This window comes from Coleofasciculus sp. H7-1 (genome assembly GCF_057473865.1).
On sequence record NZ_JBYCCT010000053.1, the window covers coordinates 79,265 to 96,413 of the forward strand.

Annotated in this window: 14 protein-coding genes, 1 tRNA gene and 2 pseudogenes; 6 read left to right on the forward strand and 11 right to left on the reverse strand. The window is 46.9% G+C overall.

Annotated elements, in window-relative coordinates; translation table 11 throughout:
• The first annotated feature begins 137 nt into the window (after nucleotides 1–137).
• Nucleotides 138–1,511: an NB-ARC domain-containing protein gene (locus AC2VDX_RS13210; protein WP_378179344.1), complete on the forward strand. Its 1,374-nt coding sequence runs from the start codon at nucleotides 138–140 to the stop codon at nucleotides 1,509–1,511.
• A 4-nt stretch (nucleotides 1,512–1,515) separates the two neighbouring features.
• On the forward strand, nucleotides 1,516–2,838 hold the full coding sequence (locus AC2VDX_RS13215) for a tetratricopeptide repeat protein (RefSeq protein WP_378179341.1): 1,323 nt from the start codon (nucleotides 1,516–1,518) through the stop codon (nucleotides 2,836–2,838).
• Between the two features lie 126 nt (nucleotides 2,839–2,964).
• On the opposite strand, the gene AC2VDX_RS13220 is transcribed toward AC2VDX_RS13215, so the two are convergent.
• Complete coding sequence (locus tag AC2VDX_RS13220; protein WP_378179338.1) at nucleotides 2,965–3,570, reverse strand: peroxiredoxin; 606 nt, start codon at nucleotides 3,568–3,570, stop codon at nucleotides 2,965–2,967.
• Between the two features lie 145 nt (nucleotides 3,571–3,715).
• Here AC2VDX_RS13220 and AC2VDX_RS13225 point away from each other — a divergent pair, with 145 nt between their 5' ends.
• Nucleotides 3,716–5,773, forward strand: a complete 2,058-nt coding sequence (locus tag AC2VDX_RS13225) for an amylo-alpha-1,6-glucosidase (RefSeq protein ID WP_378179335.1) — start codon at nucleotides 3,716–3,718, stop codon at nucleotides 5,771–5,773.
• A gap of 65 nt (nucleotides 5,774–5,838) precedes the next feature.
• On the opposite strand, the gene AC2VDX_RS13230 is transcribed toward AC2VDX_RS13225, so the two are convergent.
• The 7 genes from AC2VDX_RS13230 to AC2VDX_RS13260 all read right to left on the reverse strand — a co-directional run bounded on the left by AC2VDX_RS13230 (nucleotide 5,839) and on the right by AC2VDX_RS13260 (nucleotide 13,979).
• A tRNA-Met gene (locus AC2VDX_RS13230) sits at nucleotides 5,839–5,911 on the reverse strand.
• Nucleotides 5,912–6,034: 123 nt separating this feature from the next.
• On the reverse strand, nucleotides 6,035–8,584 hold the full coding sequence (locus AC2VDX_RS13235; RefSeq protein ID WP_378179332.1) for a peptidoglycan DD-metalloendopeptidase family protein: 2,550 nt from the start codon (nucleotides 8,582–8,584) through the stop codon (nucleotides 6,035–6,037).
• Between the two features lie 865 nt (nucleotides 8,585–9,449).
• On the reverse strand, nucleotides 9,450–9,914 hold the full coding sequence (locus AC2VDX_RS13240; RefSeq protein WP_378179329.1) for a tRNA (cytidine(34)-2'-O)-methyltransferase: 465 nt from the start codon (nucleotides 9,912–9,914) through the stop codon (nucleotides 9,450–9,452).
• A 275-nt stretch (nucleotides 9,915–10,189) separates the two neighbouring features.
• Complete coding sequence (gene gshA, locus AC2VDX_RS13245) at nucleotides 10,190–11,323, reverse strand: glutamate--cysteine ligase (RefSeq protein ID WP_378179326.1); 1,134 nt, start codon at nucleotides 11,321–11,323, stop codon at nucleotides 10,190–10,192.
• A gap of 107 nt (nucleotides 11,324–11,430) precedes the next feature.
• The gene (locus tag AC2VDX_RS13250; RefSeq protein ID WP_378179323.1) at nucleotides 11,431–12,348 is read right to left on the reverse strand and encodes a histone deacetylase family protein; all 918 of its coding nucleotides are present in this window, start codon (nucleotides 12,346–12,348) and stop codon (nucleotides 11,431–11,433) included.
• A gap of 62 nt (nucleotides 12,349–12,410) precedes the next feature.
• Nucleotides 12,411–13,775, reverse strand: a complete 1,365-nt coding sequence (locus AC2VDX_RS13255) for a hypothetical protein (protein WP_378179320.1) — start codon at nucleotides 13,773–13,775, stop codon at nucleotides 12,411–12,413.
• 81 nt (nucleotides 13,776–13,856) lie between these two features.
• Nucleotides 13,857–13,979, reverse strand: a complete 123-nt coding sequence (locus tag AC2VDX_RS13260; RefSeq protein WP_378179317.1) for a hypothetical protein — start codon at nucleotides 13,977–13,979, stop codon at nucleotides 13,857–13,859.
• A gap of 160 nt (nucleotides 13,980–14,139) precedes the next feature.
• Between AC2VDX_RS13260 and AC2VDX_RS13265 the strand changes: the two genes are divergently transcribed.
• Entirely contained in the window at nucleotides 14,140–14,670 is a 531-nt protein-coding gene (locus tag AC2VDX_RS13265) for a hypothetical protein (protein ID WP_378179314.1), read from the forward strand.
• A gap of 145 nt (nucleotides 14,671–14,815) precedes the next feature.
• Here the strand turns inward: AC2VDX_RS13265 and AC2VDX_RS13270 are convergent.
• Nucleotides 14,816–14,920: pseudogene (locus AC2VDX_RS13270) on the reverse strand (hypothetical protein); the annotation flags it as partial.
• 34 nt (nucleotides 14,921–14,954) lie between these two features.
• Here AC2VDX_RS13270 and AC2VDX_RS13275 point away from each other — a divergent pair.
• Nucleotides 14,955–15,431, forward strand: coding sequence for a hypothetical protein (locus AC2VDX_RS13275; RefSeq protein WP_378179506.1), 477 nt, complete (start codon nucleotides 14,955–14,957; stop codon nucleotides 15,429–15,431).
• Nucleotides 15,432–15,546: 115 nt separating this feature from the next.
• On the opposite strand, the gene AC2VDX_RS13280 is transcribed toward AC2VDX_RS13275, so the two are convergent.
• On the reverse strand, nucleotides 15,547–15,921 hold the full coding sequence (locus AC2VDX_RS13280) for a DUF5615 family PIN-like protein (RefSeq protein ID WP_378179312.1): 375 nt from the start codon (nucleotides 15,919–15,921) through the stop codon (nucleotides 15,547–15,549).
• On the reverse strand, nucleotides 15,905–16,147 hold the full coding sequence (locus AC2VDX_RS13285) for a DUF433 domain-containing protein (RefSeq protein ID WP_378179309.1): 243 nt from the start codon (nucleotides 16,145–16,147) through the stop codon (nucleotides 15,905–15,907). Before AC2VDX_RS13285 ends, AC2VDX_RS13280 begins: the two co-directional genes overlap by 17 nt.
• A gap of 584 nt (nucleotides 16,148–16,731) precedes the next feature.
• On the opposite strand from AC2VDX_RS13285, the pseudogene AC2VDX_RS13290 reads away from it, so the two are divergent.
• Nucleotides 16,732–16,923 (forward strand): annotated as a pseudogene (locus AC2VDX_RS13290) (phage integrase N-terminal SAM-like domain-containing protein); the annotation flags it as partial.
• Between the last annotated feature and the right edge of the window lie 226 nt (nucleotides 16,924–17,149).

Sequence of the window (17,149 nt, forward strand, 5' to 3'; positions counted from 1 at the left end):
AGCTGTCTGGGCTTGATGGCTCTGGTTTGGTAGCAACTTTGGCTCAGATTTCAAAACTGAGCCAAAACTGAGCCAAGTTAGAAGTCGGGAGAAGTTATAAAAGTTAAATATGTGTCGATAGAGATTACAGGATAAGCATGGCAGCTACTATCAGAGCATCCCAGCAGGGGATAGAAATCGTCAATCAAGCTAGAAGGAGGAAAGGATGGAACAAACAAGCTGCTATCTGGGGTGAAAAGCATAATTTGAAGCGATTTTGGCGCTCCATACCAATTGACCGAGATGCCTTCGTCGGGATTTGTAAAGCTGTAGGAATTGAGGATTGGGAAGAGATTGTTGATAACAGTCCATTGTCTAACACAAATTCGAGAGCAGAGTTTTTTGCTTATGATGATGCCTGGGTTGGTCGAGAGCAGCTAGTTACCAAACTTACTGAGAAAGTTCAAAGTTCGTGCCGCTTATTAATCCTTCTTGGCATCACGGGAATTGGTAAAACAGCTTTGGCTGAACGATTAGTAGTGGAATTGCAGCCTGAGTGGGCTAAGTTTCACCAAGAAAATTTTGAAAACGAGCAGCAAACTTCAGACTTTGCCAGCGTTGCAACTCGATGGCTGGAAAAGTGGGGAGAACCCATTACGCCAGAAGACCGCAAAGATACAAATCGGTTGCTAAATTTGCTAGTCAAGCGATTGCGAGAGAATCGGTATCTGGTGCTGATAGATTCGCTGGAACTTATTTTAGAAGGGAATGAAGAAGAAGGATGGAATGATTTTAAAGATGAGTGGTGGGTAAGATTTTTTGAAAGTTTGCTAGCAGCAGAATCTTGCCAAAGTCGAATTCTTCTGACTTCCCAGGATTTGCCAGAGCAAATTCCAGCACGTTACAAAAACTTTTGGGATTGTACAGTCTTGAGTGGACTTACAGAACCAGAACGGTTAGAGTTGTTCGATAAAACTGGGCTAGAGGTTGACACAGATTCACCAAACACACCGTATCTAAAACGGATTGGCGGTGCTTATGAGGGACATCCTTTAGCTTTGCGAGTGATTTCAGGAGAAATTTGCAGTAAGCCTTTTTATGGCAATGTGGTGGTTTACTGGAACAAATATGGGCATGAAATTGAAGAAGTCGAGAAGGCAATTGAGGAAGCCAAAACGAAAGGAATAACAGCATCAGCAGATGACCAGTGGCAGCTAGATCGATATACTCGTGAATTGAGAAAAAATGTGCGACATCGGCTGGAAAAAACTTTTGGACGCTTGAAGAGAGATGTCCTTAATGCCTATCGATTGCTTTGCGAAGCTTCTGTGTATCGCTGTCCAGTACCGGAGGAGTTTTGGCTGAGTCATTTGGAAGATTGGGACTGCAATGAGGATCAGCAAGAGACTGCGCTGGAGGTGTTAAGAAATCGCCATCTAGCTGAGGAAGTTGTTGAAGACGATCAATTCCTACTAAGACAGCACAATTTAATCCGCAGTGTAGCACTTGAACACTTAAAACAACTGGATTAATAAAATGAGTAATATTTTACCGCCTAGTGAATTGGTTTTGGCTGAGCTAGGTATCGATTCAGCAGCCATTAAATTTATTCATCCGCATTGGAAACGCACCCGTTACAGAGCCGTCATCAACTGGCTAACAAAGTACAAACCCAAGCCAGATGCAACCAATCTAGAGAAAGTGCGGGGCTACTTGGAAGCATTTCACCATCTCTGCGAAGTGGAAGCTTGGGAAGAAGCTAGTAGAATACTCTTAACTCGCCTCAATACACCTACCAATGAGCAATTACATAATCAACTAGAACTTTGGGGTATTTATCATGAACGTGCTAGTTTATACAGCAGGCTTCTAGACAAATTAGGTTCCCGTTTAGATGTTCAGCTCGTATATGGTTTAAGTGATTCCTGCTATCACTTGGAGAACTACAACAAAGCAATTGAGGGATATCAGTGGTGTTTAGCTGTCGCACGGGAAAATAGAGACCAGCAGTTGGAAGGTCTAGCTTTGAGAGGCTTAGGGAATGCCTACGATTCACTTGGAAACTATGCTAAAGCACTTGAATACCATGAGAAATGTTTAGCCGTTTCACAGAAATCAGGAGATCGTCAGTTAGAAGGACAGGCTCTAGGAAATATTGGACTTGTATACCGTTCCCTAGAGAACTATGACACAGCAATTAAGTACACACAGCAGGACTTAGAGATTGCACGAGAACTCCAAAATTACCGATCAGAGGCAGCAGCTTTAGGAAATTTGGCAGGAATTTATTGTTTCTTAAACCGAGATATTGAAGCGCTTGATTACCTTAACCAAAGTTTAGCTATTTGTAAAAAAATTCAACATCGTCGAGGGGAAGCAGATGTTTTAGGAATTTTGGGCGGCGCTCATTTTAATTTGGGAGACTATTATCATAGTATGTCTTCAACAAATCCATATATAAACAAATTAACACAAAATAAAAAATTATTTTACTTTAATTATCGTAAACTTGGTATTTCGCATCAGCCACAAAATCATCTTCCATCTCACCACTATACTAAAGCAGTTGAATACTGGCAGCAGAGTTTGCTTATTTATCGTGAACTCGAAAACGATAAGGGAGAGCTAGGTATTCTGGGAAATCTAGGATGTGTCTATGGCTCTCTAGGAGAATATGATAAGGCAATTGAGTACCAGCAGAATAGTTTAGCAATCGCACAAAAAATCCATGACTTTTCAGAACAGGAGCGGCTCTTACTCAATTTATGTGCTACCTATTGCGCCTTGGGAGAGTATGAAAAAGCGATCGCATACAATCACCAGCATCTAGATATCGTGCGCTGGCGTTACAGGAGTTAACGCGATCGCAATCATAAAAAAATAAACCCCAAGACATCTGATAAGAAAAATCTCATCAGATGTCTTGGGGTTTTGATTTATTCACAACTGAATCAGTTATAAAACTGACTCGCCACTAGAAATTTTTTAGACGGCAGAAAAGAAGACCTTTGACTTAACGGGGTCGGGAACCATCGTCTTGTCGCCCGGTTGCCAACCAGCGGGGCAAACTTCATCGGGGTTAGTTTGTACGTACTGGATTGCTTGCAGCGTCCGCAGAGTCTCATCGACGTTGCGACCAAAAGCCAGGTTGTTAATTGTAGCGTGCTGAATCACGCCTTCTTTATCAATGATGAACAGCCCCCGGAGTGCAATGCCTGCCTCTGGATCGAGGACATTGAAAGCAGCACTAATTTCTTTCTTAATATCAGAAACGAGGGGATAGTTCAGGTCGCCGACGCCGCCGGACTTGCGGTCTGTTTGAATCCATGCCAAGTGGGAAAATTCACTGTCAACAGAGATGCCAAGGATTTCAGTGTTGAGATCCTGAAATTTTGGATAAGCGTCGCTAAAAGCTGTAATCTCTGTAGGACAAACGAATGTAAAGTCAAGAGGATAGAAGAACAAGACTACATATTTGCCACGATAGTCAGACAGTTTAATGGTCTTGAATTCCTGATCGACCACAGCGGTTGCGGTAAAGTCTGGGGCGGTTTGTCCAACCCGAAGACAGCCTTCTGTGTGGTGGGTCATGAATGGATTCTCCTTAAATGGAATAGATTTTGCATTGACTCGTGCTGAGTCAAGGGTAATCTAGTTGAGGTCTACCCTAGACGCAACGACGGCTGATTTACGAACTGTAACAACTATATCATACTCATAACGAGTTTGAGTAGGAATGAAGAATTTAGATACGCGCGAGTGGCTACTCACCAACGGGTTAGGAAGTTTTGCCAGTGGAACGGTTTGTGATGCTCGGACTCGGACTTATCACGGTTGGTTAATTGCCGCCCTCGATCCGCCGAGTCAGCGCACTTTATTACTGTCTCACCTGGATGCCAGTTTGGATGTAGGAGGACGGGTATTTGCACTTGGAACCAATTTTTGGACAGATGGCAAGATTGACCCTTGGGGGTACCAGCTGCTGCGTTCTTTTAAGATTGACCCCTTTCCCTGTTGGGTTTGGGGTGAGGATAACTGGCAGCTAAGCAGGCAGCTGGTGATGCCCTATGGCTTAATAGAAAGTAGGTCAGAGATAGTAGGTAGCGGAAAACAGACTGAGCAATCAGCCACTCCCCAGTTTTGTAACCGGATTTTGATCCAGTACCGCTATGAAGGCACTGAGTTGGCTACGCTGAGGTTACGCCCGGTGATTGGCGATCGCGACTTTCACCACCAGCAATCCGCAGCCTCAGGATTGTCCTTCTCGCAATTAGTCGGTCAAAAGCAAATTTATCTGCAAGCGATGCGTTCTGACTGGACTGGGACTCCTTGGCAATTGCGCTGGAGTAAGGGTCGCTATCAACCAGACACGGTTTGGTATTGGCATTATCACTATCCAGAAGAGAACCGGCGGGGATTGGGCGACAAGGAAGACCTCTACAGCCCTGGATACCTGACAGTACCCCTACAACCGGGAGACTCCCTCACCCTAGAAGCGAAAGTGGGATTATGCAACTCCAAACAACCACACCTCAGTTCCCTAGACTTTGAGCAAGCAGTGCAGGTACAACAACGACCCAAAGCGGTTGATAGTTCCTTGTTGATGGTTCATGGCAACGAACCATCAACAAGGGACAATGGTATTTGGCAGCAGCTGTTGCGAGCAGGCGATCGCTTTATCGTCTACCGCGCATCTATTGCTGGCTCGACTGTTATTGCTGGCTACCACTGGTTTAATGACTGGGGACGCGATACGCTAATTGCTCTACCAGGACTGGCTTTAGCGACTGGGCGCTATGAGGAAGCTAAGGGACTGCTGGAAACTTTTGGGCGCTATTGTCGCAATGGTTTGATTCCCAATGCATTTCCAGATACTGGAGCTGAGCCATTCTACAACAGTATTGATGCATCGCTGTGGTGGATTGAAACTTTGGGACTTTACCTGGAAGCAACGCAGGATTGGGATTTTCTGGCTCAGCAATATCCTGTGGTGCGGCAGATTTACAAAAGCTTTATGGCTGGCACCCTCTACAATGTCCGCATTGATGCCACCGATGGGCTAGTTACCTGGGATGCGCCAGGAGTGGCGCTTACCTGGATGGATGCGGTGGTTGATGGTCAGCCGGTGACGCCTCGTCGGGGTAAACCTGTAGAAATTAACGCTCTCTGGTACTCTGCTTTGTGTTGGGCTAGCCGGTGGGCAGAATTGTTATTAAGGGAAGGGGGAGCGAATTCAGAGAAGCGAATTAATCAGCGAGAACGCTATATTCAGCAGGCGCAACAGGTGAAGGGGTCGCTGCAAAAGTTCTGGAATCCGACTGTGGGATATTTCTACGATACAATCGCACCGGATGACGTGCGGGACCCCTCAATTCGTCCCAATGCAGTTTTGGCTCTTTCGCTCTATCATTGCGGGTTTCCCGCCGAGCAAGGGCGGTCTGTCCTCAAGGTGGCAAGCGATCGCTTACTGACACCTTACGGTCTCCGCAGTCTCGACCCCGCTGACCCCAACTATGTGGGGACTTATGCTGGGAATCCCCAATATCGCGATCGCGCCTACCACCAAGGCACGGTTTGGAGTTGGCTGATTGGCCCTTTTATTCGAGCCAGGACGCGCTTCTACGATTCAGAACCCGTCCCTTTTGATTGGCAGCCAATGATTGAACACTTGCAGTCCTCAGCCTGCCTGGGTTCGGTTTCGGAAATTTTTGATGGCGATCCGCCTCATGTAGCTCAAGGAGCGATCGCTCAAGCTTGGTCTGTTGCCGAACTCATCCGGCACTATTCCGACTAATTACAACCGAGGAATGAGTACAATAACCAGCTCACTCATTCTTCAGTCCTGACTTCACTTTTAAATGGCTCTAGCGGGATTTGAACCTGCGACCTTGGGCTTATGAGTCCCCTGCTCTAACCACTGAGCTACAGAGCCAACTTTTCTTGAACAACCTTATCATCGTAGCATAATGGCGGGATTATTGCTACCCCTGACTCCAGAAAAGAGAAAAGACAAAAGAAAATATATTTTCTTTTGTCTTTTTACTTTTGCCTTTTTTTAGCGTCGGGGTAGCAAAGCTATCGGGTTGACAGCTCCTTTTCCAGATGGATGCAACTCAAAGTGACAGTGTGGCCCGGTACTGCGTCCGGTACTGCCCATTTCAGAAATTTGCTCTCCTTGCTCGACCGTTTGCCCTTCTCGCACTAGAATCCGGTTGTTGTGGGCATAGCGAGTCAAACTGCCATCAGGATGCTGAATGTCCACCAAATTTCCATAACCACCAGAATTCCAGCGTGCATAGACCACGACACCAGGAGCTGCCGCCACTACAGGTGTGCCAACCGGAGCAGCAATATCAATCCCCTTGTGCATCCGTCCCCAGCGCCGACCATAACCTGAGGTCAAAACGCCCTTTGAGGGCCAGATGTAGCCATTGAATTGGACTGGGCTATCCGGCAGGTAGGGATTTGAACCAGGGAGGGGTGGTAGCTCTGGAGCAACTTGCTGTCCGAAGGGGGGTCGGAGGGTCGGGTTATAAGTGTCCGCTCCGGCGGGTGCCGTTGCCACCAGTGGCTGCTGGGTTCTAGCCCGTGGTGTAGCAGGTGGGGGCACTTTGATTTCGATTGCAGCCTGCGATCGCTGTTGTTGCCGTTGCCGCTTTTGGATTTCTGCTTGTACGGCTTCGTTGTAACGATTGGGGCTGAATTCTGGATTGATAGGAGTCGGGTATTCAGAGCGTTGCAACTGGTTGTTGACTACAGGTGCAACTAGCACGGGTGCGGGAGTAACTGGCACCGCGATGTTAGCAACACGAGCGTTCTGTGAGTTAGCGGTATCCCCGTTTTGCTGGGAACGATACTGCTGCCGTAGTTTGATGATGTCTTCCCGTAGTTTCTCAATCTGCGTGCTGTACTCGGAGTTTTGCTTCAAGCCAGCAGACTGAGGAAGCTTCCTATCGGCAATGGGTATGGCAATGGGTAACGGATTATCCGCTAACAGCACTGGTTTGACGATAGGTACGTTAGCACTAGGTACGTTAGCACTACTTTGCACCCGTACCTGTGTTGCTGCCACTGGTAAGGGAACAGTGGTTGGCAAAGTAGGAACGGAGAGATTCGGTACAGCAACATTAGACTTGGATTGTCTAAGTGCGGTATTAAGACCAGGGATTAAAGTTACAGTCTGTTTTTGGGGGATTTTCAGTGGCTGATTAACTCGAATCATGTTCGGGTTATCTAACTGATTTACCCGGAGCAGTTCTGCCCTGGAAACGCCGTAGGTGCGAGCGATCGCATCCAGCGTATCTCCCGGCTTGACCTGGTACACATCTGCCGTTACCCCATTGGGTTCGACGACGGCAATCGGTGCGGGTGCCACTGTCTGGATTGGCAGCGCTTGGTTGGTCGCTAAGGTCGGTACTGGGATTGGTACGCTTTCATTCACCCCTATCGGCAGCGGGGATGCTTCTAGCGCTTCCCGTGTCTGTGCCGACGGGAGGTGGTTAATCACCCGATTGGGGGCATTTTCCCCTGGCATCTGCACCGCGATATTTCGTGGCTGTGCGGACGGGAGTTGGTTAATTACCTGATTGGGGGCATTTTCCCCTGGCGTCTGCACCACGACCGGAATTTGCACCCTGGGAGCGGCTATTTCTACCTCAGCAGCTTCAGGGTTATCAATTTGGGCTGGTTTAGTGACTTCTAATTGCCCAGCAGATGCTTTTGTAGGCTCCTCAGACCGCAACTCCGCCAGACTATTCTGCAAGCGGCCCCGCTGCTCCTTTAAGCGGCTCATGGCAGCGTCTTGTCTTGCTTTTAATAGCTCATTTACGTTGCCGGGAATCGTGACTGATTGACCCACCGGCAGTCCATCCGATGTTGTCACTCCAGATGATTGCTGCACCTGGGTCGGGGGAACACCATAAGACTCAGATAGCTTTTCGACGGTATCGCCTGGTTTAATTTCGTGAACAATGCCGTTCACTGAGGGAATTTTCACCACTTGTCCAGCTGGAAGAACTGAGCTGGATTTGATGTTGTTGGAAGTGGCGATCGCGGCAGGTTCTACCTGATAGTTCTTCGACAATTGCCAAATCGTCTGCCCCTGCTGCACCTTGTGTTCGATGACGCGCGGTGCTGGGATCGATTCTGCTTTAGCTTCCGGCTCTACCTTCGAGGAAACGGCGACAGATGTGAATTCCGGCTCTACTACCTTCGGGGAAGCAGCGACAGATGTGGATTCCGGCTTTATTGCTGACGATGGCGCGACTGAAGAAGTTGTTTCTGGCTCCACCTTTGAGGCAGGGGCGGCAACAGCAATATCCGTTGCATCTGGAGCGTTGCTAACACTTGGCTCTGCGGCAACCGGATCGGCTGCCTTTGCTTCATCGCCTTGTTGCGGCAGCAATAGGCTGGAGGTGCCCATTGAGATTGCCAATCCAATCATGGCGGCAGAGGTGCGAGCCCGACGGTTAACCTCTGGAGAAATTGGCTTCAATAAACCTGACTCTCCCCCGGAAAGCTTTCCTGCGGACAGATTCGCTTTCGCATCTTTGTCTGCTGCACAGGAAGGAACTGATTTAATCTTGTGCGTGAATGGGCGTTTCAAACACGACCTCCTACTTATGACGAGCGCTTAACTGTCCCTGAATGATTTTCTTTTACCAGTCAATGGGACAAATCACATCAAAGAAGTGATCAGGATCACTGCCGGTAATGATACCTAGGCAAGATTACCCTGCTTTTTTGATTTAGACAAGTTTACATGACTGGGAAAATTTTCAATCATGCACGGCCTACATTCGACCCACCCTGCTGAAGACTTCATCATTGCGTTAATCAGGAGCCTTTTGTCAAGAGCTGGCAAGTTAAGGGTGTATTCCTTCTTAAGGCGTGCATATTGGAACATACTTGTTTGACTTGCTTGACTCCGGAAGACTGAGAAAACAACTTTTTCAGTGTTGGCATCCTGCTGTTGATTCATTACAACATGAGACTTTAAGCTGATTTTGCCTGTAACAACAACCGTAGAATTATGGCGATTGCTCTAACAAAAGAGGTAGGTCGCACTCACCTAATCCTACTAAAAATCTTCCTAAAGATTGATTTGAGATGGTTTTAGACACTCAGCATTGAAAGATTTTGGATAAAAAAATCTATCAATCAATTTGACGTTACAGCTCCTTTTGTTCATAGAAATTTCTTATCAAAGCCGCACTCATTCGGTATTCTAGATAGCTAAAGGACGGAGAATAAACTCTCTCTAGGAAGGAAAAAGAGTCATTAGTCACCGAGCGTTGAGTCAGAAGTCATGAGGAATGGGTCAGCCAGCAATGGTCACAAACAGTTGCCTATCAACACGTTGCAGATTACCGGATAAAAGGTCAAACCAATTTTCTAACCTTTAACTCAATTCGCGGACACCTGACTAAAGACTGATAACTGTCAATGAGCAAAGGACATCTTTGCCTCCTTCAGCCGGACAAAATGCCCAGTTGGCGACGGGCTTCAAATAAACCGACTGCGGCACTAACAGAAAGGTTCAGGCTCCGAACGTGAGGCTGTGACATCGGAATATAGACAGTATTGGCACAAAGGGCGAGAACTTCTGGGGGTAGTCCAGTTGTTTCGCTGCCAAATAATAGCCAGTCATCCGCCCGAAACTGGAACTGAAGGTAGTTATGGCTTCCAGAAACGCTGAAGCCAATCCATCGCCCCCCTCGCTGCTGATGGAATGCCTGAAAATCCTCTAAACCAACGTGGTAGTGCAGATTGACGTAGGGCCAGTAATCTAGACCGGCACGTTTCAGATAGCGATCGCTAATTTCAAAACCCAACGGCCCGACTAAATGCAATTCCGTCCCAGTCGCAGCACAGGTCCGGGCAATATTGCCGGTGTTGGGCGGAATTTGCGGCTTGTAGAGAACAACAAACGGCATGAGACTTACTAATTACTCTGGCTCTAACACTAAAATCCACCCTGGGAACCCAAATTATACCTAAAGAGAGAGGAACCTATACATATTTGTTATATGACTCACCCAGATCAAATTGATTAAATATTCTAATTTCCGAAGGATTCTTTTTCGCCAAAAAATTAAACCATAAAAAGGCAAAAAAAGAAATGAAGGGCTAAGCAAGGATCGAGGATAAAAGATGAAGCCTTGAGGATAAATTTCTGCCTTCAGGCTTCATTCTCGATCCTTGAAGTGCTTCAGGCAACTAGGTGGCACAATTTGTCTTCCAGTTCGCGTTCTTGGTCTGCCACCGCTTGAATGGCGTCAATCATCACGCTGGGAGTGTCAAAACCTTGGTTTTGGAGATTTAACCACCGCTGAGCAGAATTTCCTTCCCGGAGAATTTTTTTCAGGGGTGACAGGAAACAGCGAAAGCCCATCTGTTTAGAAATGTCCCAAACTTCGCCGGTTATTTCTTCAATCCAATCTCGCGCCAGAATAGGTCTGCCGTCTTGCCAATGTCTCAGAGTTGCATCCAAACTTTGACGGGCGGCGGCGTCTTCGTTGGCGTCTGTCAAAGTAATCAAGTCTTCTGAAGACAATTGACTCATTTCCAGCGGATCGAGGCTGGGGTCATCAATCAGCTGCAAAAGTCGGGCTTCTAGCAAGGCTGTAACAGCCAGCAAGGCAACCGGATCGATAATTAGGTCGCAAATTCTCAGTTCCAGGCGGTTGAGGTCGTAGGGGCGCTGGTTGCCATTCGGTCGCACGGATGACCAGAGGTGGCGGACATTTTGCATTGTCCCGGCGGCTAATTGGGCTTCCGTCCACTGGATAAAGTGGGCGTGACTTTCAAATAAGGGGACGCGGGCTGGGGTTTTGGGAAACAATCCCCAGCGAGTCGAGTGATAGCCAGTGGCTTTACCCTCCAAAAACGGGGAAGAAGCACTGAGGGCGAGGTATAAGGGTGCTTCTAGACGGACGAGACGAATCGCCCGCATTAGGGTTTCTGGATCGCTGATGCCGATGTTGATGTGGACGCTGGCGGTGACAACTTTGGTACCGTAAGTATTCTCAATGTAGTCGTGGTAAGGATTGCTGGGATCAGATCGGCAGAAGCGATCGCTTCCTCCTAAAGACAGCGTACTCCCTGGAATCAGGGTGTAATTTCCCAGGCGTTTTAGATACTCTCGGAGTTGCCGTCTAGGACGTAGCAAGGCACACAATAATCGGTCGTAACAATAAAAGGGTTCTGTGATATATTCCACGTTGCGGCTATCTGGCTCCCGCATGAACCCGTCTAGGTCAGCCACAATCCGATCGGATAAACCCACAATGTCACCATTGGGGGTGCCAGTATACATTTCAATTTCAAAGCCTTTTGATAGCAAGGGGTTTTTCCTCAGATGAGTGAGTAGGAACTACGGGCACGGTATAGCGTTACCGTTTAAAAGTGTATCGAGGAAGACGAAACGGCTCCTCTGCCCCTAGTCTGGCATCAAAGTTGGTACTGATGATAGACACTGCTGGCGGCTCGATGGAGAAGGGAGTGCCGATAAACTAGGGAATCAAGATCGTCAGCATAACCCCCGCCAATCACACAGGCGACTGGGTAGCCGAGTGCCACACAGGTACTCAAAACTTGCATCTCCCGGCGGAATATTCCGGTGTCTGTGAGGGCGAGTTTGCCCAAGAGATCGCCAGCATGAGGATCGACTCCAGCATCGTATAAAACGAGATCGGGCTTGACTTGTGACAGCAAATCTGGGAGATATTTTGCTAAAGTTTGCAGATAGGCGTCATCTTCCATCCCAATCGGTAGAGGAACATCTAAGTCACTTTGTTGCTTGGTACCGGGAAAATTAACTTCGCAGTGCATTGAGAAGGTGAAGACGCTGCTATCTTCTTGGAAAATAACGGCTGTACCGTCTCCTTGATGGACATCTAAATCCACGATCAGGATTTGGCGCACCAGTCCCAGATGTTGAAGCACACGGGCAGCAATGGCTAAATCGTTGAAAATACAGAAACCAGAACCATAACTGGGAAAGGCGTGATGAGTGCCACCCGCAGTATTGCAAGCTAAACCGTGACTAAGTGCTAGTTTAGCGGTGAGAATCGTACCTCCCACCGCCACGCAGGTGCGATTCGCCAGTGCGGGACTCCAGGGCAAGCCGATTCGTCGCTGGGCTTTGGCGTCGAGGGTGCCTTCACGGTATGCTTGGACATATTCTGGGGTGTGAACGAGTTCTATCCACTCTGGTGGGGGAGGTTCGGGTGAATGAATTTGCTCTGGATGCGCCACGCGATCGCCTAAGAGCATTTCGTAGAGTTTGCTGAATTTGGGCATGGGGAAGCGATGCCCTTCGGGGAGAGGTGCGACATAATCGGGGTGGTAAATAATTGGCAAGTCCATATTTAAGATTTTGAACTGCCCAGACGCAAAGGAAGAGAGGATTAACGGCGCGATTCTCTTCCTCAGACGCTACGCGATCGCAAAATTTTCCAGGCAAACCCGCTAACCAGACAACCTAAACCAATACTGAATAATATGACAATGAGCAAATTCGCCAAGGGGATGACTGCGGATAGTTGGTTGTTGTCGATTTGGTTGGGGTAAGGCTGGGTAAAATCTTTTATTAGCGCTGAGGAAGCAGAGGCGGCGACTGAGGCGGTTCCGACTCCCAAACTGGCAGCGGCGATAATATTTTCCAGGTTGCGATCGCGCTTAGCTTGTTCAATCTCGACGATGCCTCGAATCGTATTAATCACATCTTCTAGCACTCTCAGCGCCGGGCTAAAGCTGCCACGATCTTGTTGAATTTGAATTTCATATTGCTTGACTATTTGGTTAAAATGTGCCAGAAAATCCAGCTCGGTTTCCCCATATTTGCTAGATTCCTGAAGCAGATAATTTAAATGTTCTTGGTATTTTTTCTGATTTGTCTCAATCGCGTGCAACTGAATTTCTAGATGGTTTAAGTCTGAAGCATACTGGGACAATATTTTTATATTAACTTCTAAAATTCTCTGTAATTCTTTTAAAGGTAGCTGCTTCAGCATTTCACCAGCTTGAAAAATATAGCCAAAATTCTCTTGCAATTGTTGTCTGAGTTTTTGCGCTTCACAATAAGCCCAAAGAATTTTATTGCGGTAGTAAAATAACCGCATCCAGACCTCATAATATTTAGCAGCTTCGGTTTCGGCGGCTACATCGGGATAAAAGATAACCAGGACATGGCGATTCTCTTCCATGTCCCAACCCTGGGGAGGTTGCCACACTTCAAAAACTGTTGCCCCTAAAAATTTTCCTTGACTTGGCTTTTGCTGTTGCCATCTCCCAAACCTCAGAATCTCGTAAGCTTCTTGGGCGAGAGTTTCTAAAGGGGTTTCACAGTTCCGAGGCAAAATTCCGGAAACAATCCAGGTTTTTCCGAGATTGCCTTGTTTATCAGCAGCTAGATGTTTGAGGGTGGGAAAGCATTTAAAAGATTGCAGATAGTCTCGATCGTTAATGTGGCAATTAAACAAAAGCCCATAACTATCGCTAAATCGCACGGGATAATAAAAGCCTTTGACTGGATATCCTTCACTGCGATCTTGAAAAGTATAATAAGCTTCAGTTTCCCCAGCTAGGCGCAATAATTCTAAATATTCTGGATCGTTAAAATTTGAATCGTCAGCACAGACAAGTATTCTTTGCAATTCTAACGGGAAGTTATCCCAAAACGCGAGCTGGTTTTGGTTGATTTGCTCTGCATCATCTCCCAACCCGTTTCTCAGGTGGTAAACAAATAGATCCACGTTAGGAAGAAATAACAGGTTCATCGGAAGAGTAAACATATTGCCACAATACCTGGCGATTCAAATCACGGCTATGCCAACCCCACTTCAGAAGCAAGGAAGCAGAAGTTGCGAGAACTTTTAAACAAAGTCTGCCGGTGCGGACTGAGAACCAATATAAAGTGTATGATGAAACCTGCTCAAGGTAGGTTTAGAAGCGATCGCTAAATCTGGCGTAGCATCTCTTACCCGCACAGAATTCATCTGATTTTAGACTTGAAGATAGGGCAAACGAGCGATCGCTGTAGATACGCCGTATACAACGCCTCTACATCTGCATGTCACAGCAACTTCCGGCAAGGGAAGAAGTTTAAACTGGATGGAGAGAAGAGAAATCAGCAAGCGATGGGAGGGAGGAGAGAAAATGCAACACAAAATCATCTGGGAACAGGGCAGCAATAACCCCGACAATACCAACAACTTTGCTACCATCCGCGAATGGTGGGCAAGTCTCGCCGACAATAAAATCACTTGGCGACAGCGAATCATTCCTCAGACAGGCAATGCCACCGAACTCGACTGGGAACCCCAACGCTTTGACGAAGTATTTGAGATTCAAATCCCTGAAATTCGCGGTATCACTCTCTACTGGCGTAAAATCAACGAAGATCGAGAACGCAGCACTACGCCTATCAAACTCGAACTCGATACCCTTCGCCAGCAACTTTATATCTATCCCCAATCTCAAAAAGAACTTGTCATTCGGGTAGGGATACCAGAAACCATCTATCAAAAGATTGAATTAAAATATCCCCAATTGCAATTTGCTGCCAAGGAAGGTGAAAACCACATCCTCACTCTGCGGGATACTCAGCAACAGGTGGAAGTGAAAGCCATTCTCAGCCCAGAAAATCTGAGACAGTTGATCGAGCAGTTGAAGCAACAATTGTCGTAACTAAGGAATGTGGATTAAATAAAATCCAGAATTATTATATAGCAACCGCCAAGGCGGTTAGGACACTGTGCGAAGCACATCTTCAATGGCATCTCGTAGACAATCAAACTGCTCCAGTTTTTTGCGGATGCGACTTTTTAACCAAGGTACAGAGCATAAAGACCACATGAGGGGGTGGCTCCTCAATGCACTTGAGGAGGGCATTTTGGGACTGGGTGGTTAATTGATGGCACTCATCCAGAATAAAAAGCGGAATAGTTCTCGACGATGAGAAACTGAAGCGTTTGTTACGAGAGCATTTAGGGCAGATTTTGATAGAGCCGGATTTTGATTCCATTACAATCCAGATTCAGCACCAAATTGAATCCTTGGTTCCTCAAGCTCCCGGTAAGTCTTTGAGTTCTGCATCTTTGCTAGATTCAACAAACGTCACAGAACATATTCCAACAGAAGAACTCAAAGAACTATTGCAGTCGCAAATTGCTGAGCTTTGTTCTGAAGATGCTTTAGAGCAATTCATTCAGGTAAGCCACCAAATTATCCACAAAGCAGTACTACAGCCCCGACATACCTGGGCTAAGCCAATCTGGGTGTTGCGAGGCGAGACGCAGATATACATTGCTCAGGCAGCAGGGATTGAGGAGGCGATCGCCAAAGTCAAGACTCAGCATCCCCAGGAAACTGAAAGACTGGAAGCGATCGCAGTTGGAGGTATTCTGGCACCCGATCAGGTAATCTCCCTGGATACAAACCAGTTATGACTTTCTCATCCTGAGAGGACTTTTCAGGATAAGCCTAACGCCCCCGTTCACCCGCCGCTAGTAGCTTCTCGGACTCAATAAAGAGACTCTGTACGGTCGGTGTGCAACGGGATTGTTAGACATCTGGCACCAACGGCAAACGGCGAATACGAATACGGCTCGGCTCAACCGTAATAGCTGTTCCTTGTTCTAAATCCTCCTCGCATTCAGCGATTACTGTCAACAAAAGATTTGTGAGCGCCTGGGCACGTAATCTTTCAATCCGAATGCGAATGACCGAAGGAGTGATCGCTACATCAAGGGCCAGCAGTGTATGAAAATCTGCGTCAAGAGTAGCAAGGATACGCCCCTCATTTCTGGCTCTCTGGATGATGTCTGCATCTTCAGCTTCAGACATCCCGATTTCACCAACATGGATAGTGTCGATACCTGCATCACGTAACAATGCTGCCGCAGAGAGTGGCAATCCCTGATCAAGCAACAGTTTCATAGCGATTAGGAAGCTCAATGATGCGATCATCCAAATAGGAAGAGGCAAAAATTAGGGCTTGTCGGATATCTTCATCCTCTAACTCTGGAAACTCTTGATGTAATTCTTCTCGATTAGGATAAGTTGCTAGTAGCTCAATCACCCGACGAACCGTAAGGCGAAGATTACGAATGCAGGGTTGCCCATTCATCCGTTTTGGGTTGCTCGTAATACGATCTAGTCTCATTAGAGTAATTCCAGCGTTTCATTATTATTTTAACCTTCAACGAGGATAAGCCATGCCTGCAATACAAGCTCCACATATCCATTCTCCATCATCATATAAACCGTCTCCCATGCTATCTTTGCGCCCGCAACTAGAGCAAGTCAGTAAAATCGGCTGCGAGGATTTTTGCTTTTGCTCAGAGTAAGAGGTGGGAGGATGACGCAATGTGGGAGGAACTGCAAACTTGCCACAATTTGAACACCACTGCCCCCATTATGTTCAATTGTCTGCGTAGTTTGACACTTGGGACATAGATTGGACGTGGACATAGTAGCTCACTTATTTCTGTACGACTACTTAACAGAGTTACCATTTTTACAAGATGTCTAACAACTGATTAGACGGAATTTTTCCGCAGATCCATCCAAAAAAGGGGATAGGCAGATTGTTTCCTCAGATCCCTCCACAACAGGTGGATCTGAGGAAAGATTCTTCATAATACGCCGATCGAGGTGGATATCAGGAAAATTTCCGCATATCTTCAGATGTGTACGGCTAGCACTACGAGTATTATTAGACACATACTTTGTTGTGACTGCATGGTTATGGAACCTCGCCCCAAAAAGCTCTTAGATCAACTGCGTGAAGTGATCAGGCTCAAGCATTATGCCTACCGGACGGAAGAAACCTACGTGCAATGGGTGAGGCGCTTTATCCTCTTCCATGAAAAGCGGCATCCGCGTGAGATGGGGCGAGCAGAGATTGAGGCATTTCTGACCGATCTGGCAGTCCAACAGTTAAAGCTAAAAACACCAAAGTTCACGTAGGTTGGGTTGAGGAACGAAACCCAACACAACTCATGGATTGTGTTGGGTTTGTAGAGACTAACATAAACGCCGAACGACTAGAAGTCGCGGCTATACAAACAAAGCCTGACGAGAGCAGGCTAAGAAAAAGAGTAACGAGCAACTAAATTTGATATTAGTTTTTCGCCAATGTATCTGCCTGTAAAAGCGATTACTC